10 protein-coding genes are annotated in these 24147 nt (G+C 64.8%); 7 read left to right on the top strand and 3 right to left on the bottom strand.

The genetic code is table 11. From position 1 onward, the window contains the following. Window positions 1-148: 148 nt before the first annotated feature. Window positions 149-670: a hypothetical protein gene (locus tag AQZ49_RS06235; RefSeq protein WP_231738932.1), complete on the top strand. Its 522-nt coding sequence runs from the start codon at window positions 149-151 to the stop codon at window positions 668-670. Here the strand turns inward: AQZ49_RS06235 and AQZ49_RS06230 are convergent. Genes AQZ49_RS06230 through AQZ49_RS06220 form a run of 3 tightly spaced genes read right to left on the bottom strand, consistent with a single transcriptional unit; the run spans window position 652 to window position 4966 of the window. Then, window positions 652-2943 carry a CHASE2 domain-containing protein gene (locus AQZ49_RS06230; RefSeq protein WP_067614016.1) on the bottom strand — a complete coding sequence of 764 codons (2292 nt, stop codon included), beginning with the start codon at window positions 2941-2943 and terminating at the stop codon, window positions 652-654. The two genes, AQZ49_RS06235 and AQZ49_RS06230, sit on opposite strands and share 19 nt — an antisense overlap. After that, the gene (locus tag AQZ49_RS06225) at window positions 2940-4274 is read right to left on the bottom strand and encodes a FecR domain-containing protein (RefSeq protein WP_067614014.1); all 1335 of its coding nucleotides are present in this window, start codon (window positions 4272-4274) and stop codon (window positions 2940-2942) included. The genes AQZ49_RS06230 and AQZ49_RS06225 overlap by 4 nt, the downstream gene beginning before the upstream one ends. Next, window positions 4271-4966, bottom strand: coding sequence for a response regulator transcription factor (locus tag AQZ49_RS06220; protein ID WP_067614012.1), 696 nt, complete (start codon window positions 4964-4966; stop codon window positions 4271-4273). Before AQZ49_RS06220 ends, AQZ49_RS06225 begins: the two co-directional genes overlap by 4 nt. A 403-nt stretch (window positions 4967-5369) precedes the next feature. Between AQZ49_RS06220 and AQZ49_RS06215 the strand changes: the two genes are divergently transcribed. The 6 genes from AQZ49_RS06215 (at window position 5370) to AQZ49_RS06190 (ending at window position 24030) form a co-directional block, all read left to right on the top strand. Then, a complete protein-coding gene (locus tag AQZ49_RS06215; protein ID WP_067614010.1) occupies window positions 5370-5558 on the top strand; it encodes a hypothetical protein in 189 nt (62 codons plus the stop codon). A 256-nt stretch (window positions 5559-5814) separates the two neighbouring features. Continuing rightward, window positions 5815-6615, top strand: coding sequence for a hypothetical protein (locus AQZ49_RS06210; RefSeq protein WP_067614008.1), 801 nt, complete (start codon window positions 5815-5817; stop codon window positions 6613-6615). A 167-nt stretch (window positions 6616-6782) separates the two neighbouring features. Further along, on the top strand, window positions 6783-7370 hold the full coding sequence (locus tag AQZ49_RS06205; protein WP_082701582.1) for a response regulator: 588 nt from the start codon (window positions 6783-6785) through the stop codon (window positions 7368-7370). A 26-nt stretch (window positions 7371-7396) separates the two neighbouring features. Further along, window positions 7397-9178 (top strand): ATP-binding response regulator, encoded by a 1782-nt coding sequence (locus tag AQZ49_RS06200; RefSeq protein ID WP_067614004.1) that lies wholly within the window; start codon window positions 7397-7399, stop codon window positions 9176-9178. A gap of 98 nt (window positions 9179-9276) precedes the next feature. Next, window positions 9277-11049, top strand: a complete 1773-nt coding sequence (locus AQZ49_RS06195; RefSeq protein ID WP_197410945.1) for a ShlB/FhaC/HecB family hemolysin secretion/activation protein — start codon at window positions 9277-9279, stop codon at window positions 11047-11049. Between the two features lie 9 nt (window positions 11050-11058). Continuing rightward, entirely contained in the window at window positions 11059-24030 is a 12972-nt protein-coding gene (locus tag AQZ49_RS06190; protein WP_067614000.1) for a hemagglutinin repeat-containing protein, read from the top strand. The last annotated feature ends 117 nt before the right edge of the window (window positions 24031-24147 follow it).

The raw sequence follows: 24147 nt of genomic DNA, 5'->3' as shown, positions 1-24147 counted from the left end.
TGCGGCAATCAATTCCATTTTGTTATTGCGAGCAAGCCCCAAACCGGTTCCGCCAGCGAGGGATGAGTCCGAACCGGTTGGCGCCGTGACAACCTGACTCGCAAATTGCGGCAACTGCGTGCAAATGGGCCGCAACAGGAGCATGCGCATGTCCGAATATCGCAAATACCGGGCCAAACGGCGATGGCAGACAGCCATGGCTGGCTGTGCGCTGGTTGCGCTGACCGGATGCGCGGCAAAGCCGGTGCGGCAGGAAATCGCCTGGGGGGCCGCGCCTGTGCCGGTGGGCGAGACTTATGCCCTGGCACCATCGGCAGGCGATCCGGCGATTGTCGCGCAAGTCGAACATTGCCTGGCCGACATCGGCCTGCATCCGGCGGCCAGGCCGCGCTATCTGGTCGAACTGGCCTATACGCTTGCTCCGGCGCGGGTCGGTGTCGATGGCGTGGTCCATGACGAACCGCAACCCTATGTGGTCGAAGGAAAATTGCCGAGGGGCCGAGCCGACCGCGAAGCGCTGACGCTGGTGATCACCGACTTTGCCAGCGGCCAGGACCGGTTGCGCGCGCGGCTGATCGAGCGCAAGCCGCGCGCCAATGCGCATGGCCAGCCCGCGATCGGCGATACGCTGTGCGGCTTTGTGCGCACCGATCACACCGCGCTGCACTGATCGGGATCGCGCAGCAGCGGCAGTTCCAGGGTGAACGTGGCGCCTTCGCCCGGCGCGCTGTGGCAGGCGATGCGGCCGCGATGCCGGGTTGCGACGGTGTGTACAAAGGCCAGACCCAGCCCGGTTCCGCCCAGATTGCGGAATGGTCCCGCCGGGGCGCTGCCGAACTTTTCGAACAGCGTGCGCAATCGGTCGGGCGCGATGCCGGGCCCTTGATCGATAACCTGACAGGTCGCCAGATCGGCAGGCTGTGCCCGCACCGTAACCACGATCCGCTGACCCGCCTTGGAAAATTTCAGCGCATTGTCGATCAGATTGACGAACAGGCGTACCAGCATTGCCGCTTCGCCGCTGACCCACACCTCTTCGTGAGGCGCATCGACCGCGATCGCCACGTGCGCTTGCGCGGCGCGGGGCCACAGCGTGTCGGCGGCGATGTGCACCACGTCGACCAGATCGACCGGTTGCAGGTCCACCGGTTTGAGTTCGGCGCGGGCCAGATGGACAAAATCGTCGGCGATCGCCAGCGTGCGTTCGGCATGGGCGCGCAGTTTGGGCAATGTCGTGCCGACCGGCGCGCCCTTTTCCGCCATATCGATCAGCGCCATGATCGAGGCCGACGGCGAGCGCAGATCGTGGCTGAGCAATTGCAGCACGTCTTCGCGCTGGCGTTGCAGGCGCGTGGCGACGGTCATGTCGGCCATGCGGATGACCAGGCCCAGCCGCGTTCCGGCTTCGGAATATTGCGGTTCGAAATGGATGTCGAAGATGCGGCCATCGGCGGTTTCACCCTGGCAGCCGCAGGGAAACGCGGTGTCCTGCCACACGCCGGGCAGCGGCGGCCCCGGTTGACCGGTGGGCGGCACCAGCGCCAGCAACAGCGGCCCGACGCGATCGAGCGTGGCCGTGCCGATCAGGTCGTGCGCCAGACGTTCCGCCCGGTGGTTGGCCAGCACGACTTTGCCGTCCGCGTCGGCGACGATCACCGCATCGGGCATCTGGGCAACGCGGTCCTTGAGAAAGCGGCGCAGATCGCGTTCGCGGTCGATCGCAGAGCGCAGCAGGCCCATCTGGTGATCGACGAAATCGGCGCGCGACAAATCGGGCCGTGGCCGTTCGAGCGGATCGCGTTCGCTGTCGAGCTTTTCCAGTTCGACGGTCATATAGGCACTGACCACGGTCAGGCGGCGCCACATCCACACCGGATAGATCGCGGCGGTGCAGGCCATCGCGGTGACCGGCGGCAACCACACATGGCCGAACACCAGCAGCCCGGTGCTGGCCGCGCCCATCGCGCCGATCAGCACCAGCGCCAGCGGCAGGCCGCGTCGTGGCGACCATGCGCGCATGGCCAGATGGAGCAGCAGCAACGGCACCAGCGAGACCAGCACGATCAACACGGGCGGCGCGATTGTGGTGCGTTCGCCGGTCATCAGCATGTTGATCAGGTTCGCCTGGATCTCGACACCGGGCATCAGCGCGGCATCGGTGCTGAACGGCGTGGCATAGGCATCGCCCAGTCCGGCGGCGGTGGCCCCGACGATCACCACCCGGTCGCGCAGCAGTTCGGGCGGCACGTCGCCGCGCAGCAGGCTGGAGGCCGATAGCGTGGGAAAAGTGCCCTGCGGCCCGGCATAGGCGATCATCACCGGGTCGCGCGGTTCCAGATGGGGCGTGCGCGGGGCGGTGGCGGGCGTGGCATCGGCCGCCAGCAGCGAGGCCATGTGCGGCCAGACGCGCCCGCGACCGGCGTAATTCAGAAATACATGGCGGACATTGCCATCGGCATCGAACGTCAGATTGACCTGACCCAGCCCGGCAGCGGCGCGACGCAGCACGTCGGCGGGCAGGTCGAGGTCAAAGTCGGCGCCGTTCTGGCCGGGCACGACAAAATGCACCGGCAGGAACACCGGGGCGGTCCCGCCAAACGCAGCCGCGAGCACGCGATCTTCCGCCGGGTCGCCTGGCGGCAACAGGATATCGAGCCCGATTGCGCGGGGATGCCCGGCCTCGATCGCGCGCAGCAGCGCTGCGTCGCGCGTACGCGGCCATGGCCAGCGCCCCTCGGTCAGCAGGCTGCGATCATCAATGGCGACGATCAGGATGCGCGGATCGATGCGGTGGGGTTCCACGCGCACGATCAGATCGTGGATCGCGTTGTCCAGCCGTTCGGTGCCGGCCATGGCAATCGTGGTGGCCACCGCTGCGGCCGCAACCAGCAGCACCAGCCACCATTCGATCCACAGCCGGGCGCCGCTCGACAGCCGGATCATCGCGGTTGGGCGATTTGGAAACTCTGTTCGGGTGACCGGCTTTCGATCACGCGGTGGCCCACCAGCAGGATCGAGGCGATCTGCCAGTGATATTTGCCGGGTGCCAGATCGCGTACGTCCAGCGCGTTGCCGTGCAAGCCGATTTCATCGACCGTCGGGGTGGTGTCCTGCCCTTCGCGCCACAGCCGGAAGCGATAGCGCACCGGGCCATCGGCGACGCCGCTCCACTTGAACTGGTAGATATGGTGGCGGCGCTGGGTGGCCTGGCCCATCGTGCCGTGCACTTCGTTGCGATAGCGGTCGAAGGTATAGGATTCGGCGGCGCCCTCGATGCCCTGTGGATCGATGCTGGCCAGCCGCAGGAACCACGTGCCCGGCGGGATCGAGGCAAATGCCAGATCTGGGCTGGTCTGCCTGGTTTCGGCAATCACGTCGAGCGCACCCGCATCGCGCGAGATCTGTGCGCGATAGGCAGTCGCCGCCGAGGTCGTGGTCACCCGGAAACCGAGCTGCGCAGCGGTCTGCACCCGCCCGACGTCTTCGAGTACCGGCGGTGGCAGCAATTTGGTCGGCTCCCCCACCCCGTGTGGTGATATCGCCAGGCCCAGCCCGGCCGACACCAGCGAAGGCTGGGCCAGGGGCGCCTGTGTCGCGGTGTGGAGCGCATCGACAGCCACGCGGCCTTCCTCGACCGCAGTGACGGCGGTCTGGTCGGCTGCGGCATAGTCCACCCGGAAATCGGTGCCCCGCACAGCGGAAACCGACAGCGGCGTGACCACGCGAAACGTGCTGTCGGGCAGGGTCATCGGCGTTACGGTCATATGCGCGCGGCCATCGGCCAGTGTGAATTCGCGTTCGACTGCACCGGTCAGCAGCACATGGCGCAACCGGGCGATGGTGACATCGCTCTGCGATGGCAGCGACACCGCGCTGGCATCGCGCAGCCGCAGCGTGACAAAGCCGTTGCGCCCGGTCTGGATATGCGCGCCCTCGCCGATCGTCACGCCGGTGCGGGTCGGCAGCGGCTGCCCGCGAAGCGACAGCGCCACGGGTCCCGAAAATGTCTCTACCGTCGCCCAAGTGCCTTCATCGCGCAACAGGTCGCGCGGAATGCGCAGCACTTGTCCGATCTGGAGCAGGCGCGGCGAGCGGATGTGATTGATGCGAACCACACGGGCCAGCGCGCCGTGCCCGGCCAGGCCTGTGCGTTCCAGCATCGCCAGGGTGTCGCCCGCGCGCACGGTATAGTGGTCCATCGTCGTCTCGCCCGCTTTCGCGGCGCCATGGGCCCCCGCGACAAGCGCGATTGCCAGGCCGGGCCATCGCCTCATGCTTCGCTTACCTCTTCCAGTCGATAGCCGTAACCGTAGATCGGTTGCAGCAAAAAGCCATTCTCTGGCCGTAACATCAGCTTGCGTCTGATTTTCGAGATGTGGATGTCGAGGGTGCGGCTGTCGGGCGATGGGGTCATGCCCCAGATCGCCTCCATGATATGGGCGCGCGACACCGCCACGTTGAGATTGCGGAACAACATCAGGGCCAGTTGCAACTCCTTGAGCGTGACATCGATCGCCTGCCCGTCGAGCATCAACTGGCGCTGGGCATTTTCGAAACTGTACCGCCCATAGGTCTCGGTGGCGAGGTTGGGAACCGTGCGATGCAGGCGCCGGGCCAGCGCGCGCAGACGCGCCAGCAGGATGCGCTCGCCCACGGGCTTTGACACGAAATCGTCGGCACCCGCAGTCAAGGCAGCAATAATGTCGTCATCATCGGTACGGCTGGTGAGCATCAGCACCGGCACTTTGTCGCCCAACTGGTTGCGGATCCATTCCAGCACGCGGATGCCTGACAGATCGGGCAGGTTCCAGTCGAGCACGAACATGTCGACACTGTGATCGTGGAGCGACCGAATGAGTTCGCGACCGTTCTTGAAACCGATGCTCGAAAATTCGGTGTTCGACAGCCAGCGTCGGGCAATGGCCTGAAAGTCCTGATCATCATCGAGGAACGCAATCATCACCATATATCGCCGCTTCGATAAAACAGGCATTACGCCTGTCAGTCATCGTCTCCATACACGGGTTTGTCGCATTGTCCCGACGCCCCCACCATACATAGGCCCCGCTGCCCGCTGCGCCAGTACAAACCGCAGGCCCCGGCGGGTTCGCCCCCACAAGTTACAATTGTTCACAAACCGTGACAGTCTGCCGTCTTTGCGGCTGGCGGTGCTGCGTCGCGGGGTCTGCGCCCACCTTTACAATTGTTTACAAGACTTCACCGGACCGCTCCGATACCCGTTCAATCAACGCGGCTGGCCACGCTTCGTCCGTCAGGGGCAGTGGCGGCCACGGATTGCAACGGTGCCGGACCGCGTCACGCCGTCCGCCTGTGCAGACGATCGAACAGCCAAGAGGGCGGGCGCGCAGATGACATATCCCATCACCGACAAGGCGCAGTTGCTGCAATCATTGCGCGCCTGCCTTGCCTATATCGACAAGAATCAATGTTATCTGGTGGCGGCCTGTCTGTGCCAGTGCATCGAACGTGCGGAAAAGCTGGTGCCCGATGCCGGGCGGTGTGGCAGTGCCGAGCCAGACCAGGGCATCGCGCCATGACGTCGGGCGCGCTGGCATCGACTTATGGCGCGGTGGCCGCCGCGACGGCATTGCTGGTCATTGCCTTCTACATATTGCCGTGGTGGCTGCGCCGCTCTGCCGAGCGGGACGCGCTTGCCCGTCAGCGGATGCTCGATGATCTGCGTGGGGTTCTTCGTCACGACATGCCGAGCGGCAGCGAGGGCTGTCCGCCGGCATCCATGTCCCGCCAGGTGCCGTCAGGCCGATCGTCGCAAGACCACAGGAGTTCCCCGCCATGTCGATGATCCGCGCATTTCTCGACCAGGCCGATTTCGCCAATGTCGATGCCCTGCTGGCCGGACGGACCACGGCGGCGCGGATATCCGGGACTGGTCAGCCCGCGCCGCTGTGGCGCGGGCGCAATCCGGGCTGGTCGCTGGGGCAGCTCAATGCCTTTGCCGCGCGTATCATCGATGCGCATTATGCCGGGGCGGGCACGGGGTGTTTCGACGGGCAGATTGCCGATCTGTTTGCCAGCCACGATCGTTGCGAAGTGCTGTTCTGCTTCAGCGCGGAACCTTCGTTGACCGATGGCCTGATCCATTCGAACGGAATATTGCGTGGCGCGCCCGGGTTGCTGATCACGCGCGCCCTGCAATTCGCGCTGTGCAGCCTGGGCTATCGCGTCAACGAATTTCGCAAGGCTTCGCGCAACGTCAACGCGGCGCAGGAATATCTGCAACGTGGCGCACGGCTGCGCCGCGCCCCGATCGTGGGGTGGGACCGGTTGAGCGCCCTGATCGACAACACCGCTTCGCCGGCCTTCGTGTTCTGCCTCCACGCCCTGGTGCCGATCACCGATCTGATTGGTCTCGATCTGGGCAGGCCGGTGACTCTGCAGGGGTGCCGGGTGGCCACGCTCGATCCGCAGACTGCGGCCTTTGCGCATGTCGAGGCCGATGGGCCGGTGACGGTCCGCTATGGCGAAGGCCGGTTTCTGTCGGGCGGTCACTTGCGCCTTTCGCCGTTGCAGGCCGGATTGCTGGACCAGGCGGCGTGCGAGGCGTCGGTGTCCAACCGGACGGCGGCGGCCTGACGCCGGACACACCGGCCCGGGCCAGGGGGCCTGGTTTGGGGGGCATGCCTTACACATGCCAGCTTGCCGCGTGACGCCACCGCGATATGGTGTATCCGCGTTTGCAGTTCTGCCCTGGACCAGGGCAGGGCTGTCGCAAACCGGATTGAACTGCGGGGCTCCAGCACGTGCGGCCAGTAACTGTTGTTGCAATTGACGATCACGAGCTTTTTCGGACCGGAATCGCCCATATTGTCAGGCAGGGGTGGCCCCACGTGCGGTTTCATTCGTTTGCTTCGCTGGGGGCTGCGTTCGATCATTCTCCGGTCGCGCCCGATGTCGTGTTGCTCGATCTGCATCTCGACGGAATCGACGGGCACGATGCGATTCCGCTGATCAGGCTGCGCTGGCCGGGCACTGCCGTGATCGTGGTGACTGCCGAGCGCAGCCGCACGGCGCTTCGGCGCGTGATCGACGCGGGTGCATCGGATGTGGTGATGAAATCGGATTCGCCCGAGCGGTTCAGCGCGGTACTGCGCACCGTGCTGGGCCCGGGCAGCGACAGTGTAGGCGATCAGCAGGCCCCGGCGCTCAGCCGACGCCAGATCGAAGTGCTGCACTTGCTGGGGTCGGGCCATTCGAACAAGGCCATCGCCAAGCTGCTGGATATCTCGGAATTCACGGTGCGGGGCCATGTGCAGCAGATTTTGAAGACATTGCAGGCGGCCAGCCGTGCCCAGGCGGTGTTTCACGCGCAGAACCTGGGCCTGTTGTGACGAAGCGGGCCCTTTCGCCAGGGTCCGTGCCCCCGGGGCAGGCGCTGTCCGACACTGCGCTGCTGATCGAGAAGATCCGGCCGGTCTATGGCATGATCGGCCACACCGCATGGTCGACACTGACGATTTCGATGCTCGCCGCGCTGGTCTTGCGCGATCAGCAGCCGCAAGTGTGGATCTGGCTGGGCGTGCAGATCGCGCTCAAACTGGAAACCCAGATCGAACTGCGCTGGTTCACCAGCGAAGCCGCGCTGGAGGCCCATCCGCGCTGGATGGCGCGCCGGCTGGTGATCACGCAGGCCTGCCATGCCATCGGCTGGGCCAGTCTGGTCTGGGTGGCAAGCCAGCATGGCACGCCCACGCAACTGGCCATCGTGGTGATGATCCTGGCCGGGATCGTGGCGGGCGGGGCCAGCACATATGGCCCCTATGCCCCGGTTCACGCCACGTATCTGCTGACCTTTGCGGCATGCCAGGCGGTGATCCTGGTGCTGGAGCGCGGGCTGTTCGCCACCAACTCCACCGCCTTTGCCATCCCGATCCTGCTGATCCTCTATTGCCTTGGCATGTATAACAATTCGCGGGTCACCAGTCGCACCTTTCACGAACATATCATGCTGAGCATCGCCAACGCGCGGCTGGTCGGGCAATTGCACACCGAGATTGCCGCGGTCGATGCCGCAAGGCGTGACGCGGATGCCGCCAACGCGTCGAAATCGACCGTGCTGGCCGCCGCCAGCCATGATCTTCGCCAGCCGATCCATGCACTGGGGCTGTTTCTCGCGCTGCTGGAACGCACGCCGCTCGATCGCGAACAGCGTGAAACGGTGCGCAATTGCAAGGCGGCGCTGACCGCGTCGTCATCGATGCTCGACACCCTGCTCGATTTTTCGCGGTCCGAGGCGGGGGTGATCGAGCCGCAGGTCGAACCGTTCGTGATCGGTGACGTGCTGGGCATGGTCGAACAGGAAATCGGTATTCTGGCCGATGAAAAGCGCATCGTCTATCGCACCCACGATTGCCAGGCCGTGGTCGAATCCGACCCGGCGCTGGTCAAGATGATCGTGATCAATCTGGTCAGCAACGCCATCCGTTACACCCGGCAGGGCGGAGTCTTGGTGGGGTGTCGTCGCCGGGGCGACCGTATCGTGGTTGAAGTGTGGGACAGCGGGGTCGGCATCGCGGCAGACCAGTTGGGCGCCATTTTCGGTGAATTCGTCCAGTTGGCCAATCCCGAGCGCGACCGGCGCAAGGGGCTGGGACTGGGGCTGGCGATTGCCACGCGGCTGGCGCGGCTGCTCGGTAGCGCGATCGAAGTGCGTTCGGTCGAAGGACGCGGGAGCGTGTTCCGGTTCGCGCTGCCACGGTCGGACCAGACCCCGGTGGCCCGGCCCGGCGCGCCGCAGCAGGCGGTGCCCGCACTGCCAGGCGAAACCGCCCGGCGGCATATCCTGATCGTCGATGATGACGATGCAGTGCGCAAGGGCCTGTCGGCCGTCCTGATCGCCGCCGGGCACAGCGTCGATGCGGCAGAAGACCGCGATCAGGCGCTGGCGCATGCGCGCAACCGGCAGCCCGATCTGGTGATCTGCGATTTCCGGCTGCGTGCGGGGTGCAGCGGGCTCGACGTGGTGGCGGCGGTGCGTCTGCGCAGCGGGGCCATGATCCCCGCGTTGCTGGTAACCGGTGACACCCATCCCGATCGCGTGGCGATGGCTGCGGGTGCCAGTATGGAAACCTTGTACAAACCGGTCGAGCCCGATCAGATCCTGGCACGGGTTGCCCACCTGTGTTGCGGTGCGCACTGAAAATTAACCACGAAAACAGTCAATATTGACTGGTATTGGGCTGATCCGGTCACTCTGTCGCGTTGCCGCCCTACGCAGTTTTATCCATGCCGTCGCGCATGGGGAGCATCGCACAGCAGGGGCCCGCGCAGGGGTATTGGTCGGGCCGGAAACGGCGTGTCGCGAATGGCCTGGCGTTGGCCGGGGTTGCCGGTTGCGCGCTGGCCATCGCGCTGTTGCCCGATGCGGCGCTGGCCGCGCCGCCGGTTGCGCCGCAGACCGGCGAGACGATCCAGCGCCAGCAGCAACAGCAGATCGATCAGGACCAGACCCAGATCCTGACCAGCCCGCGCGGGCAAAGCGTGATCGATCTGCCCACGCACAAGCCTGCCGTTGTGCCCAATGGCGCCTGCCGCACGATCACGCGGATCGAATTCACCCATTCGCCGGGCATGTCGGGCCGCGATCGCCAACACCTGGTCGCGCCGTTCGAGGGGCGTTGCCTGGGGCTGGGCGATGTCGAGAACCTGCTATCCGATGTCACCCGGTTCTATATCGACCATGCCCGGCCCACCACACGGGTCTATATCCAGCCGCAAAGCCTGACCCAGGGCACGCTGGTGCTCGATGTGGTCGAAGGCCGGGTCGAAAAGGTTATCCTGAACGATGGCGGCAAGCACAGCGTCAATCTGCTCGGCGCATTCGGCTATACCGGCAACATCGATTTCAACTTGCGGGTGTTCGAACAAGGTCTGGACCAGATCAACCGGCTGGCTTCCAACCACGCCACGCTCGATATCCTGCCCGGCGACCAGCCTGGCGACAGCATTGTCGAGATTCGCAACCATCCGACATCGCGCGTGCATGTGTCGGCCTCGTACGATGACACCGGTCAGCCGACGACCGGGCGCAACCAGGCTTCGGGTACGATCATCACCGATGATCTGCTCGGGCTGAACGAACAGATCAGCTATACCCGGCGCCAGACCATCCGCACCGGCCAGCCCAATGCCAATTCGCTGTCGGACAGCGCGCTGATCGTGGTGCCGTTCGGCGCGCTGACGATGACGGTGGGCTACAGCGACAGCGCCTATACCTCGCAATCGATCACCACCGATGGCACCGTGTTCGTGCTGACCGGCGATACCCATACCACTTTTGGCGAAATCGATGCCGCCGTCTGGCGCAACCGGCGCAGCAAGTTGAGCTTTTCGGCGCGGTTGAGCAACAAGATCAACCGCAACTATATCGACAACAGCTATCTGGCGGTCAGTTCGCGCATCCTGACGGTGCTCGATCTTGGAAGCGAATTCACCACGATCATCGGCGCGGGTACGCTCAAGCTCGATGCGGGATGGTCGCGCGGGCTCGATGCGCTGGGCGCGCTGGTCGATGCGCCGGGGTTGGGCGATGCCACGCCGCACGCGCAGTTCAACAAGGCCGATGCCAGCGCCTATCTTTCGCTGCCGTTTGCGATCGGCCACGAACATTTCAGCCTGACCAGCAGTGTCGAGGGCCAATATGCCTTTGTCCCGGTTTACAGCAGCGAACAGATCATCGTCGGCTCGCCGTTCACCGTGCGCGGGTTCCTGGCCGGCAGCCTCGTCAACGATCGCGGCGTCTATGCCCAGAACGATCTGTCGGTGGCCATTGCGCAGACCGTGCTGGGGCAAAGCGCGCAATTGCGCCCGCATGTGGGGTTTGACCTTGGCTATGTTGGTGGCGCGGTTCCCGGCACACCCGCCGGTTTCCTGTCTGCAGCCACTGCCGGGATGGGGTTGCAGGTCGGGCGTCGGCTGAATGTCGATGCCTGGGTTGGCCACGAAGTTTCCCGCGCCCGACTGCCCGACGAAGGCATGCTGGGTTTTGTGCGCGTCACCTTGTCGATCTGAGGCGGTATCATGAAGAGCAACGGAATCGCGCGCTGGCTCAATGCGGCTTCGGTGACGGCGATCGGTCTGACGCTGGCTTCGATGTCGGTCGGCTTTTGCAGCCCGGCGCACGGGCAGGTGGTGGCCACCCAGACCAACACCCAGGTCCACAACGCCAACAACGGCGTGACCGTGGTCAATATTGCCAACCCCAACGCGCAGGGGCTGTCGGTCAACCAGTATACCCAGTTCAGCGTCACCTCCTCCGGGTTGATCCTCAACAACGCCACTGCCGCGCAAGGCAATGCCCAGGGGCAGGTTTCGACCCAGCTCGCGGGGCTGGTCGCGACCAATGGCAATCTGACCAAGTCGGCCTCGATCATCCTCAATGAAGTCGTTTCGACCAATCCCACCACGCTGTCGGGCTTTACCGAAGTGGCCGGGACACGCGCCGATGTGATTGTCGCCAATCCCAATGGCATCACGTGCGGCGGGTGCGGCGTGATCAACACCGCCGCGTTCACGCTGACGACCGGTACGCCGACGATCAGTGCGGCTGGCAACCTGACCGGATTCAACATCCAGTCGGGGGTGATCACGATCACCGGCGCGGGGCTCAATGCCCAGACCACCGACTATGCCGCATTGCTGGGGCGCAAGGTGGCGTTGAGCGGCGGGGTGTTCGCCAATGCGCTCGACGTGGTGGCCGGGGCCAATGCCTGGGACTATGTCGCGCATACCGCAACGTCGATCGCGGGCACCGGCACGACGCCAGACTATGCGATCGACGTGTCGGCGCTGGGTGGGATGTATGCCAACGCGATCCGCCTGATTGCCACCGATGCGGGCGTCGGGGTGCGCATTCTGGGCAATGCGGCGGCATCGGGCACCGACCTGGCGATAACCGCAGCGGGCGACATCGTGCTCAACAGCAATGTCTCGGCGGCCCGCGACCTGACCATCACGACAACGGCCAGCGACGCTTCCGCGCTCAGCGAAACCGATGCCAGTCTTACTGCCGGGCGCAATCTGGCGATCACCGTTGGCGGAACGGCCTCGCTGACCGGCGGCGCGCTGGTCGCGACCGGCAATTTTTCGCTCGATGCGGCGGTGCTGTCGGATCTGGCGGATACCACCGCGCTGACCAACGCCAACCAGCGCTATGCCGGTGGCGCGATGACGCTTTCCATCGGCGGCGCGGCGACCATTGCGGGCGCCTCGTACGGCGCGGCGGGCGATCTGACCGGGCAGTTCGGCAATCTGGCGCTGACCGGATCGGGCTATGTCTATGCAACCGGCGGCGCGCTGACGCTGGGCGCCACGGCGGGCGATCTGGCGCTGGGCGCCTATGCGCTGAGCAGCGCGGGCAATCTGTCGCTTACTGCCACCGATGGGGCGATTGCGACGCTGGCCGGGTCGGGCCAGGGCGTGGTCAGCAATGGCGGTATGGTCAGCCTGGCGGCGGCCAACGGGTTGAACAACGCGGGCACGATTGCCGCCAACACCGGTGCGCTGAACCTGGCGCTGGGCGGATCGTCGACCAACAGCGGCACGATCACCGCCAGCGGCGCGATCGCGTTGACCGATGCGACCGGTGGTGCATCCGAAAGCCTTGCCAATGGCGCGACCGGCAACCTGATCGCCGGGGGCAATCTGGCGTTGGGCGCGGCCAGCTTTGCCAACAACGGCGGCACTGTGCAGGGCGCGACGGGCACCACCGCGACAGTGGGCAGCCTGACCAACAGCGGCCTGTTCATCACCTCGACCGGGGCCAGCGCCCATGACGTGCTGACGGTGGGCACGATTGCCAACAGCGGCACGCTGCAATCGGCAAACGATCTGACGCTGCACAACACGACCAGCCTGATCAACAGCGGCACGATCCTCGCGGCGGGGGCGCTGTCCATCGATGGCGGCGGCGTCTTGACCAACCAGAGCGGCGGCGCGCTGTCGGGTGCCACGGTCAACGCGGCGCTGGGCAGCCTGACCAACGCGGGCACGCTGGTTGCGTCGGGCAATCTGGTGTTGAACGATGCGGGCGATCTGGCCAACAGCGGCACGCTGGCCGCCAATGGCACGCTGACGCTGACCGCGCAGACGCTGGAAAACCTGACGCCTGTCGGCGCCGCCAATCCGGCGACGATCCAGTCGGTCAACGGTGGCACGATCATGGTCGGGCAGGGGGTGACCAACAGCGGCACGATCTATCTGGCCGACACCACCGGTGCGGGCACGATCGGCGCGGCCTCGATCGCCAACCAGGCCGGCGGGCTGATCGCGTCGGCCGGAGATCTGGCGATGACGCTGGCCGGATCCAACGGCCTGGCCAATGCCGGTGAAGTGTCGGCCGGCAATGCCCTGACGCTGGCGCTGGGCGGATCGTCGACCAACAGCGGCACGGTCGTGGCGGGGGCCTCCCTTGTCCTGACCGATGCGGCCGGCGGTGCATCCGAAAGCTTTGCCAATGGCGCGACCGGCAACCTGATCGCCGGGGGCAATCTGGCGTTGGGCGCGGCCAGCTTTGCCAACAACGGCGGCACTGTGCAGGGCGCGACGGGCACCACCGCGACAGTGGGCAGCCTGACTAACAGCGGCCTGTTCATCACCTCGACCGGGGCCAGCGCCCATGACGTGCTGACGGTGGGCACGATTGCCAACAGCGGCACGCTGCAATCGGCAAACGATCTGACGCTGCATAACACGACCAGCCTGACCAACAGCGGCACGATCCTCGCGGCGGGGGCGCTGTCCATCGATGGCGGCGGCGTCTTGACCAACCAGAGCGGCGGCGCGCTGTCGGGTGCCACGGTCAACGCGGCGCTGGGCAGCCTGACCAACGCGGGCACGCTGGTCGCGTCGGGCAATCTGGTGTTGAACGATGCGGGCGATCTGGCCAACAGCGGCACGCTGGCCGCCAATGGCACGCTGACGCTGACCGCGCAGACGCTGGAAAACCTGACGCCTGTCGGCGCCGCCAATCCGGCGACGATCCAGTCGGTCAACGGTGGCACGATCACGGTCGGGCAGGGGGTGACCAACAGCGGCACGATCTATCTGGCCGACACCACCGGTGCGGGCACGATCGGCGCGGCCTCGATCGCCAACCAGACCGGCGGGCTGATCGCGTCTGCCGGCGATCTGGCGATGACGCTGGCGGGGTCGGGGATCGACAACAGCGGCAATGTCGTCGCGGGCGGCAATCTGGCGCTGACCGGAACCGGCAGCGCAGTCACGCTGACCAATGCGGCAGGCGCCTATCTTCAGGCGGGCACTGCCGGCACGTTGAGCCTCGGGGGTACTGGCACGATCCTGACCCCCACCGGCGGCGGCGGTGCACTGGCGATCTCTGCCGGAACGCTGGCCAACGCTGCGGGCGCCTATATCCAGTCCGATCAGGGGCTGACGATCGGCCTGTCGGGCGCGACTATGACCAATGCCGGGACGATCCTGAGCAACGGCGCCATGGGCATCACCGGCAGCGGCAGTGCGCTGGCGCTGACCAACAACGGGGTGATCGCGGCGCAAGGGCCGACCGGAGGCAGCGGCGTGACGCTGACCATCGGTGGACCTGCCACCAGCCTGACCAACCAGACCGGCGGTACGATCGTTGCCGATCATCTGGGCCTGACCCTCGCCGCTCTGGAAAACGACGGGGCGCTGGGCGGCAATATAGGCAACAGCACGCTGACGATTGCGGGCACGTTGACCAACACTGGCCAACTGGTGCTGACCGCCGATCCGCTGGGCACCGGCACGATCACGGCGGCCAGTCTGGTCAACAGCGGCATGATCGCGGGCAACCACGACCTGACTGTCACGCTGACCACCGCGCTGACCAACAGCGGCACCTTGCAGGCAAGCGGCGCGCTCGATCTGGAATTCGGCAGCAACGCCGCCACGATCCAGAACAATGGCAACGCCTCGATCATCCAGGCGGGCGGGTTGCTGACCATCAACGGCGCGCAGACAGGCTTTGGGACGCAGGCGGGCACTGTGTCCGGCGGCACCGTCAATGCCACGCTGAACAGCCTGTTCAACAGCGGCAGTTTCGTTTCGGGCGGCAATCTGACACTGGCAGTCGGCGGCGATGTCACGCAGATCGGCACACTTGGCGCCAATGGCACGCTGACGCTCAATGCCGCAACGCTTGAAAACGGGTCCTATCCCGACTTGGGTGGCACCCAGGACGTGCCCTCTGCGGTGATCCAGTCGAACAATGGCGGCACGATCACCGTGGCGGGCGGCTTGTCCAACCTCGGCGGCATTTACCTTGCCAACCAGACCGGCAATGGTGTCGTCAACGCCGGAACAATTACCAACACGGGCAACGTTCCCGGATTTGCCGGATCGTTTGCGGGCACGATCGCCTCGCAGGGCAACCTGACGCTCAACCTGACTGGCAACGGGCTCACCAATTCCGGCGTGCTCTATGCGCTCAACGATCTGACCATTACGGGGTCGGGCCCGCTGACCGTGACCAACCAGTACACCGGCACGATCGAAACCGGCAGTGGCACAGGCACGATCGCCTTTGCCGGCGGGCCCGTGACGCTCGACAACCAGGCCGGGGTCTACGGTGCCACGGGTGGCACTTATGCGGGGCTTATCCTGGGCAGCGCCATCAATTGGACGCTGGCGGGTCTGACCAACCAGGGCACCATCGAATCGCGTGGCAATTTTACGCTGTCGCTGACGGGCGCGGTCGAAAACGCCGGGATTCTCTATGCCCAAGGTGGCGCTTTCACGCTGAACAGTGCAGGCTTTACCAACGATGCCGGGGCGACGGTGCAAGGCGATACCGGTGCCTCCTTCAATCTGTCGGGAGATTTTACCAACGCCGGCAACGTGATCGGATCGACCGACGGCAGGGGCAACCTGGTGATCGACGCCGGGAATTTCACCAGTACCGGCGGGATCATCCAGTCCAGCAATGGTCTGACGCTGGCGCTGTCAGGGCTGTCGCTGACCAATGCGGGCACCATCTTTGCCGATGGCGCCCTGCTGATTTCGGGGACCAATGCCAACCCGGCATCGACACTGCTGGTCACCAACAGCGGGATCATTGCGGCGCAAGCCCCCAGCGGTGCGCAGACCCCGGCCAGCCTGACGATCAACGGCAATGGGACCAGCCTGATCAACCAGGCCAGTGGGCAGATTGCCGCCGATTCCATGGCCCTTACACTCGATGGTGCCAGCGGGTTGACCAATGCGGGCCTGTTGGTCGGCGGGGCGGGCACGACCCTCATCACCACCCCGTTCACTGTCCAGAACTCGGGCACGTTCTACACCGAAGGCGCGGCCACGATCGATGCCTATGGCGTGGAAAATAAGCCCGGCGGCATGTTCGAACCGGCCAGCGTCACGCTCAACGTCGCCAACGACGTGACCAACAACGGTTTTGTCAACGTTTCCGGCGCGATGACGATCAACGCCTGTTGCGCAACCACGGCGATCACCGTCACCAATGCCAATGGCGGCAGCAGCGCATACGACGGTGTGTGGCAAGTCGGCGGCACACTGACTGTCAACGGCATTGTCGGAGGCACCGTTGCGATCAACAACGATGCCAATGCCAGCCTGCTGACCACGCTGTTCGATACCGACAGCAGCAACACCTTGTCCACGCCCAACCGCTTCAACCTGACCAACGCCGGTACGTTCCAGACCGGTGGCGGGTCCGAATTGCAAATGGGCGCGGGCCAGTTGAACAACAGCGGGCTTTTGCTGATCCTCCAGAACGGCAATGGCCAGGCGGCGAACATATCTGCCAACGCGCTCATCAATACCGGGGCGATCGAGGCGCAGGACGGCGTCAATATCATCGTCAACCAGCTTACCAATGCTGCCGGGGCACAGATTGCCGCCAATGATTTCGTTCAAATCCAGCAAAGTACCCCGACAACGCAATACAGCGTTGTCGCCATAACCAACGACGGGCTGTTGAGTGCAGGCAACAACCTGGAGATTTCGGCGGCGCAGGCGGTGCTGTTCGGTTCGACTGGCAAGGCGGTGGCCGGAACGTTCCAATTCTATGGCAACGGCCTGGAACTGATGGCGGGGTCGAGCATTACCGCCGCATCGGCCTTCAATATCGAGGCGACAACCCTGTCACTCGATGCGGTTCCGAACGGCTCGTCGCTGTCCGGGCCGATGATCCTGTCGCAAGGCACGGCCGCGTCGCAGATCCTGACGACTTATGGCCTGGTCAACAACGGCATCATTTCGGCGGGAGGCGACTTGTACCTGCAGATGCAGGCGGGCGATTTCGTCAATGCGGCCAACGCAGGCGTGGCATCGGGTGGAACCCTGACCATCAGCACCCCGTATTCGAACATCATCAACATGGGCGAAATCTACGGTACAAACGCGATAACCCTGATGGCCAGCAGCGGTGGCACGATCGCCAATCTTGCCAATACTTGCGCCTATGCGGGTGGCACGGTCAGTTGCGCGGCATCATCCAGTTCGGCCGCCCTCGGTTCGATCGATTCGGGCGGATCGATCACGATGACAGCGCAGAACGTCGATAATTATAGCGATATCAATGCTGTTAACAATATAACCGTCAATGCGGCGAATTTTGTCAATTCGGTCGCGGGCGACTGGTCGCGGACGACTGCGACAAGCAGCAATGTCGGAACGGGGTCATTTACAAACCTGGCTCCGGTCACCCCCACCAATTGCGGCAGCGTTTCGCACGGATATGAAACTTGTGCCACACCAGCACAATACAGCCAAACCACCACCACGACATCCACCCAGACCTTTTCCAACGGTTTGACGCAGGCCAGCTATGTGCCGCAGATCGTCGTGCAATCGGCGGCTTCGCCAGCCAACGCGATCACGCTGAATCTGTCGGCAACCGGCCAGAACATTGGCGCAATCCTGTCCGCCCCGACGGTGAATATCAACGCGCCCAATGGCGGCTTTACCGAAGACACGCTTGGCCTGACCAAAAACGTCACGACAGTGAAAACTGTCGACAATGCGAATTTGTACACTGTGTTCCAGGTGTCCGGCGGATTTTACACGCCGCAGCCGGGCGCGACCTATCTGATTGGCGGCGCTGCCGCGTGCGGGACCACCGCTGCCGGGTCGTCGTGCAGCAATGGTGTAACCACCACGGTCCAGGTGACGACCAACAATCCCCAGCAGAGCGCCAACGGCATTTATGCAAGCTATTTGACAGGTGCGATTGGCAACCTGACTTACAACGGTTCACCGCAATCGACCACCTTCACCGCGCCCACCATGCCTGCGGGCGGCAGCGCAGCGCAAGTCGGGACGGGGACATCGCTTGTTTCAGGCAGCGCGGCCTCGGTAACGGCGAGCGGGACAAGCGGGGTCAGCGGGGCCAGCGGGACTGCCGTCGCGGGCGTGGGAAGCGGTATCGGTGTTGGCACCGTTGGCGGAGTTTCCGGGGTCGGCACAACCGGATCATCGGCGACTTCGGTCAATGGCGCCGGATCGGGCAATGGCAATCTGGTCGGGACCGGCATAACGACGCCAACGCCGACATCGTCGGTATCGGGAACCGGCCCGGCGACCGTCAACACCGGGCTGGTCAGCACAACGGTCAACGGCCAATCATCGGTCAGCATCAACGGCGCCACGGTCACGGTGCCGACCAGTCCCAGTGGTCGCTATGTGATCGCCCCGTCGTCAGGCTCGCAATATCTGATCGAAAGCAATCCGCTCTATACCCAGCCGGTCACCAGCGTCAGTTCCGGCCTGCTGGATCAGTTGCTGGGCATCAATCCCGATACCCAGGGCAAGCTGCTGGGCGATGCCGGTTATGAATCCTATCTGATCTCGCAACAATTGACCGATGAAACCGGGCAGGCGATGCTGGCGGGCTATGCCAGTCTCAATACAGAGCTGACCTCGCTTTATACCAACGCGGCAAGCGCGGCGAAATCCGACGGGCTGGTCTATGGCCAGGCGTTGACGTCGCAGCAGATCGCGGCCCTGCCTGGCGATATCGTGTGGATGGTCAGCACCGTGGTCGATGGGCAGACGGTCCTGGCGCCCGTGGTCTATCTGTCGCCATCGACCAAATCGGCGCTGGTGACGGGCAGCGGGATCATTGCCGACAACGTTAATCTGACGGTCGGCACGCTGACCAACAATGGCGGGTCGATCATCGGCACGCAGACCAACAGCATTGTGGCCAGCGGCAATGTCGTCAACACCAATGGCGGCACGATCGGCGGCGGGCAGGTCTATCTGCAATCGACGGCCGGCAGCGTCAGCAACCTGTTCAGCACGATTGCCGGTGCGCAGTCGGCGGCGGTCCTGTCGAACGGCAATCTGACCAATAGCGGCGGCACGATTTCGGCGCAGAATGTCGGCCTGAAATCGACCACCGGCAGCGTCGATCTGACCGGGGGCACGATCGCGGGCACCAATGCGCTGGCGGTCAGCCAGTACAACGACATCACCATCACCGGGCAGGCCAACCCCAACCTGGCCACCAGGAACCTGACGCTGGATTCGACCGGCGGCAATATCAACGTGGTCAGCAAGCCGGGCGGCCCCACCGCGCAAGTGACGGCTGCGCAGACGGTCACCCTCGATGCGGCAAAGTCGATCAATATCACCGCGGGCAATGTCAGCGCCGGGCAAGGCGTGGCGCTGATCGCCGGGCAGAATATCAATGTCGGCACCACCAGCCAGACCACCACCACATCGGGCAAAGTCAAAGGCGGCACCACCAGCACGACCGCGACCACCAACACCGGATCGTCGATCACATCGGGCGGCACGTTGCTGGTGCAAAGCGGCGGCAGCACCACGATTACCGGCAGTGCGATCCAGGCCGCCGGTGATGCCTCGTTCAATTCGGGCGGGGCTTTGACCATCGGCGCGGCGCAGAACACCAGCAGCACCACGACCACCACCAAGCACAACGGGGTGTTCACCAGTTCGTCCAAGACGGTGAACACCAACACCACCACCGATGATTCCTCGTCGGTTCAGATCGGCGGTTCGGCCTCGATCACCACCAATGGCAACGTCAACATCACCGGCGGCACCCAGGTCAATGTCGGCGGCAATCTGGTGGCCAACACCAACGGCAATCAATTCAACGTGATCGCCGGGAACAACAGCACCACCACCAACACCCAGACCACGAAATCGGGGCTGGGGGTCGGCGGGGGCCTTTATGGCAAAACCACCACCAACTCGACCGATGCCCAGACCACCAACGACGCCTCCGGGCTGACGGTGGGCGGCGGCATGGCGCTGACGGGCAACAACCAGGTCAATATCACCGGATCGAACGTTTCGGCGCAGCAGCCCAGCGAGATCCAGGCGACCAACGGCGTGAACATTACGGCGGGCCAGAACACCAACACCTATAACAGCAAGACCACGACGATCTGCGTGCTGTGCGTCGGCAGTTCGGGTTCTGCCACGGCTTCGGCGGGCGCATCGGCTGGGACCAGCGCATCGGCGGGGGCGCTGACCGGCACAGGATTGACTGCCGACGCCAACGCTTCGGCCCAGGCATCGGCTTCGGCCCAGAATTCGTCGTCGTTGTCGATCTACAAGAAGACGGTGACGACCACCAATGGCGCCAGTTCGAACAGCGTCGGATCCAACGTGACGCTGGGTGCCAATTCGGTGATCGACGGCGGCAACTCCGTGACGATCCAGGGATCGCAAGTGGGCACCACCAACACCAATGCCGGATCGAACCTGTTCATCAGCGGCACCAACGTCAACATTCTGGCCGCGCAGAACACCAGCACCAGTTCGACCACCACCAACACCACCGCGATCGGTGCCTTTGTCAACAGCAATGCCAATGCGAGCGCCAGCGCCGGTGTCGATGCCGGCGCCAAGCTGGGGGTAAAGGGCGTGGGTGCGAATGCCACGGCATCGGCCGATGCCACCGCAGGCGCCAGTTCCACCCTGACGCTGGGCGTGCAGCACACCACCACCACCAGCAACAACGGATCGCTGACCAACACCGGCAGCACCGTCGGCGCGGGCGGATCGCTGGTGATCAATGCCCAGAATCTGACCACGCAGGGGTCAAACCTCAACGCCACGCACGGCGTGGTCGATGAAGCCGCCGTCAACGTGAACAACCTGGCGGCCACCAACCAAAGCTATTCGTCCACCGGCACGAGCCAGACCACCGCCGGGATCTTTGTTGGCGGCAATGTCCAGGTCAGCGCCGATGCCAAGGCAAAGGCGGGCACCAGCGGCGTTGGCGGCGGCGCCAGTGTCAGCGGTACGGCCGGGGTTTCCGCCGGGTTCCAGACCGACACCACCAATTCCGGTTCGTCGCAGGCATCGACCACGGCGGTTACCACCAATATCAACGCGGGTAGCGGGATCATCCGGGGCATTGCGGGCAGCGGCGGCACGATCGTCGATCAGGGCACGCAATTGACCACTGCCGGCAATATCACGCAAAGTGGTACGGTGACCGATCTGGCCGCGCAGAACACGTCCGCCAAATCCAGCAGCAATTCCAGTCTGGATGTGCAAGTGGGCGCCTTTGCCACGGTCGGCGCCAGCGCCGGGAGTGGGGCGTCGAAGCCCACCGTCGGCGGCGGGATCCAGGCATCGGCCAGCTATACATCGTCAAACAGCGGCAGCACGTCATCGAATGCGGTTGTCACCAGTTACAACGCGGGCGGCACGATCACGTCGACCGGTGGCGGTAACGACACATTTGTCGGCACCAATTTCAACGGCCAGAAGGGCGTTGCGATCAGCGGCGGTTCGGTCACCTTTCAACAGGCACAGAACACTTCCAGTTCGACCGGTTCCAGCACCAATGCGGGCGGCGCGGTGTCGGTCGACGTGGTGGGCAAAAGCGTGTCGGCCAGCGGCAACGGCAGCCACACCACCAGCAGTTCGTCGTCCACCACGGCGGTGACCGGCAGTGTGCAATCGGGCAGCGGCGCGGTGTCGATCACTTCGACACAAGGCGATACCACCCTGACCGGCACGCAAGTCTATGGCGCGCAAGGTGCCAGCGTGACGGCGACCAACGGCAACGTGAACCTGCTGGCCGCGCAATCCACTTCGACAAGCAAGACGGTCGGCGGCGGCGGCGATGCGGGACTGACCGTGGGCAAGAGCGGCAATGGCGGCACTGTCGGGGCCAGCTATCAAAACGACAGCAGTTCCTCGAACACGGGCACGGCCACCACGATCATGTCGGGCAACGGCACTGCCTCTGTGCAGGGCAACAGCATTGTTTCACAAGGCGCGACCGTGTTCGGGCAAAACGGCACCAGTGTGACGACAGCCCCCGGCGGCACGGTGCAGGACCAGGCGATCGTCAACACCACCACGACATCGAAGGCCGGGTTCAACGTCACTGTGGGCAACCAGGCCCCGCCGGATGGTGGCAAGAAGGACAGCGCCAAGGTTACCCTGCCCAAGACCACGACATCCTCTACCACGCAGGATGGATCGTTGGGTTCGAACGGTGGCGGTGCGGTGGCCGGAGTGGGCACCGCAGCGGTGGCAACGACGGGGATACCAGTGGGGATCGTTGCCTTGGGCAACACCGGCGCCGTGCCCACAGGTACCGTGCCGACCCAGCCATCGATCGCTGTCACGGCGAACCCGGTTGTCGTGCAGAGCGCTGCCGGTTCTGGCATCTTTGCACCGATCGCGCCGGGCCAGCCCGCGCAAACGGTGGCGCGCGCGGGGTCAACCCAGCCGGTCGTGCCGATGCAGGGTGGCGCACAGCCGATCACGGTGGGCAACGGGATCGCAACGAACAGCGTAGCGGCCGTCCCCACCGTGTCGGTTACGCGGGTGGCCGGGGTCACGGCGATTGCCGGGACCACCGTGGCTGGTGGTACGGTGGCGGCAACCGGCGTATCGACCGTGGGCCCGGTAACCGTGTCGCCGACATCGGCAAGCGCTGTCTCCTCGGCAGCACGGATATCGGTTGCCTCACCTGTCGCGCCTGGCACCCCCGCGCCCGTGCCTGGCCTGGCGGTGAGCACGCCCGGCCTGCCGGCGCCAGCCACACCGACGCCCGTGCCCGCCGCATCTGTCAAGGCAGCGGCGGTAACGGCACCCGTGCCGACCGGAATCCAGACCCCGACGATCGCAACCAGCACGACCATTGCGCGGCAGACCGGTGGCCAGACGACCAGCACCACCGTCACCACGCAAACCAACGGTGACACGACCACGACCACCGTCAGCACGCAAGGCAACGGCAATACGAACGTCACCACGGGCGGCAACGGCGGCAATACCATCACCGTTACCAAAAACGGCAACGGCAGCACGACGGTCACCAACCACGGCAACGGGACGACGACGGTGACAACGCAGGGCACGGGCGGCACGACGGGCGGGACGGTGACGACGCAGGGCACAGGTGGCACCACGGGCGGGACGGTGACGACGCAGAGCGCAGGTGGCACGACGGGCGGGACGGTGACGACGCAGGGCACAGGTGGCACCACGGGCGGGACGGTGACGACGCAGAGCGCAGGTGGCACGACGGGCGGGACGGTGACGACGCAGGGCACAGGTGGCACCACGGGCGGCACGGTAACGACGCAGAGCGCAGGTGGCACGACGGGCGGGACGGTGACGACGCAGGGCACAGGTGGCACCACGGGCGGCACGGTAACGACGCAAACCTCCAGTGGCACACCCGGCGGCCTTGCCGGTCCGCAAGCCGGTTCCACCACAGTGTCTGTGCGCTACAACGCGCAGACACACACGGTGTTGCCCGTCATACCGCGTGTGGCGACCGGGCAGGCCGTGCTGGCGAAACAGCCCAATGGCTTGCCGGTGCCTTGCTGGCTGACCATCGATCCCCGGACCGGTGCAATCGGGGGCAGCCCGGCCAAGGAAGACATCGCCGCCAATGTGCCGGTTGTCGTGGTTGAATACGTGCCGTTGGCCGATGGGACGACCCAGGCGGTGACAATCACCGTGAAGCCTGACCAGTTTCCGCAAGGCGGATCGCATTGCGGCCTTGTGCGCACCAATCCGGCGCCCTGATACGGTTTGCACAGGGCATAGCGGTTGAAACGGGCTGCGCAGTTTTCGCAGCGCGGCACGCGCGCGCGCCTTGCCATCCTTTTGTGCCGCTTGTCGTAAATCAACCAAATTCCCTCA

The organism is Novosphingobium sp. FSW06-99 (assembly GCF_001519065.1).
Classification (GTDB): Bacteria; Pseudomonadota; Alphaproteobacteria; order Sphingomonadales; family Sphingomonadaceae; genus Novosphingobium.
This window is presented reverse-complemented; position numbering and strand designations above follow the sequence as displayed.

Excerpts from the sequence above, each read along its gene's own strand:
- AQZ49_RS06215 (WP_067614010.1), top strand. The coding sequence starts at position 5,370 with ATGACATATCCCATCACCGACAAGGCGCAGTTGCTGCAATCATTGCGC.
- AQZ49_RS06220 (WP_067614012.1), bottom strand. The coding sequence starts at position 4,966 with ATGGTGATGATTGCGTTCCTCGATGATGATCAGGACTTTCAGGCCATT.
- AQZ49_RS06210 (WP_067614008.1), top strand. The coding sequence starts at position 5,815 with ATGTCGATGATCCGCGCATTTCTCGACCAGGCCGATTTCGCCAATGTC.
- AQZ49_RS06190 (WP_067614000.1), top strand. The coding sequence starts at position 11,059 with ATGAAGAGCAACGGAATCGCGCGCTGGCTCAATGCGGCTTCGGTGACG.
- AQZ49_RS06225 (WP_067614014.1), bottom strand. The coding sequence starts at position 4,274 with ATGAGGCGATGGCCCGGCCTGGCAATCGCGCTTGTCGCGGGGGCCCAT.
- AQZ49_RS06195 (WP_197410945.1), top strand. The coding sequence starts at position 9,277 with ATGGGGAGCATCGCACAGCAGGGGCCCGCGCAGGGGTATTGGTCGGGC.
- AQZ49_RS06235 (WP_231738932.1), top strand. The coding sequence starts at position 149 with ATGTCCGAATATCGCAAATACCGGGCCAAACGGCGATGGCAGACAGCC.
- AQZ49_RS06230 (WP_067614016.1), bottom strand. The coding sequence starts at position 2,943 with ATGATCCGGCTGTCGAGCGGCGCCCGGCTGTGGATCGAATGGTGGCTG.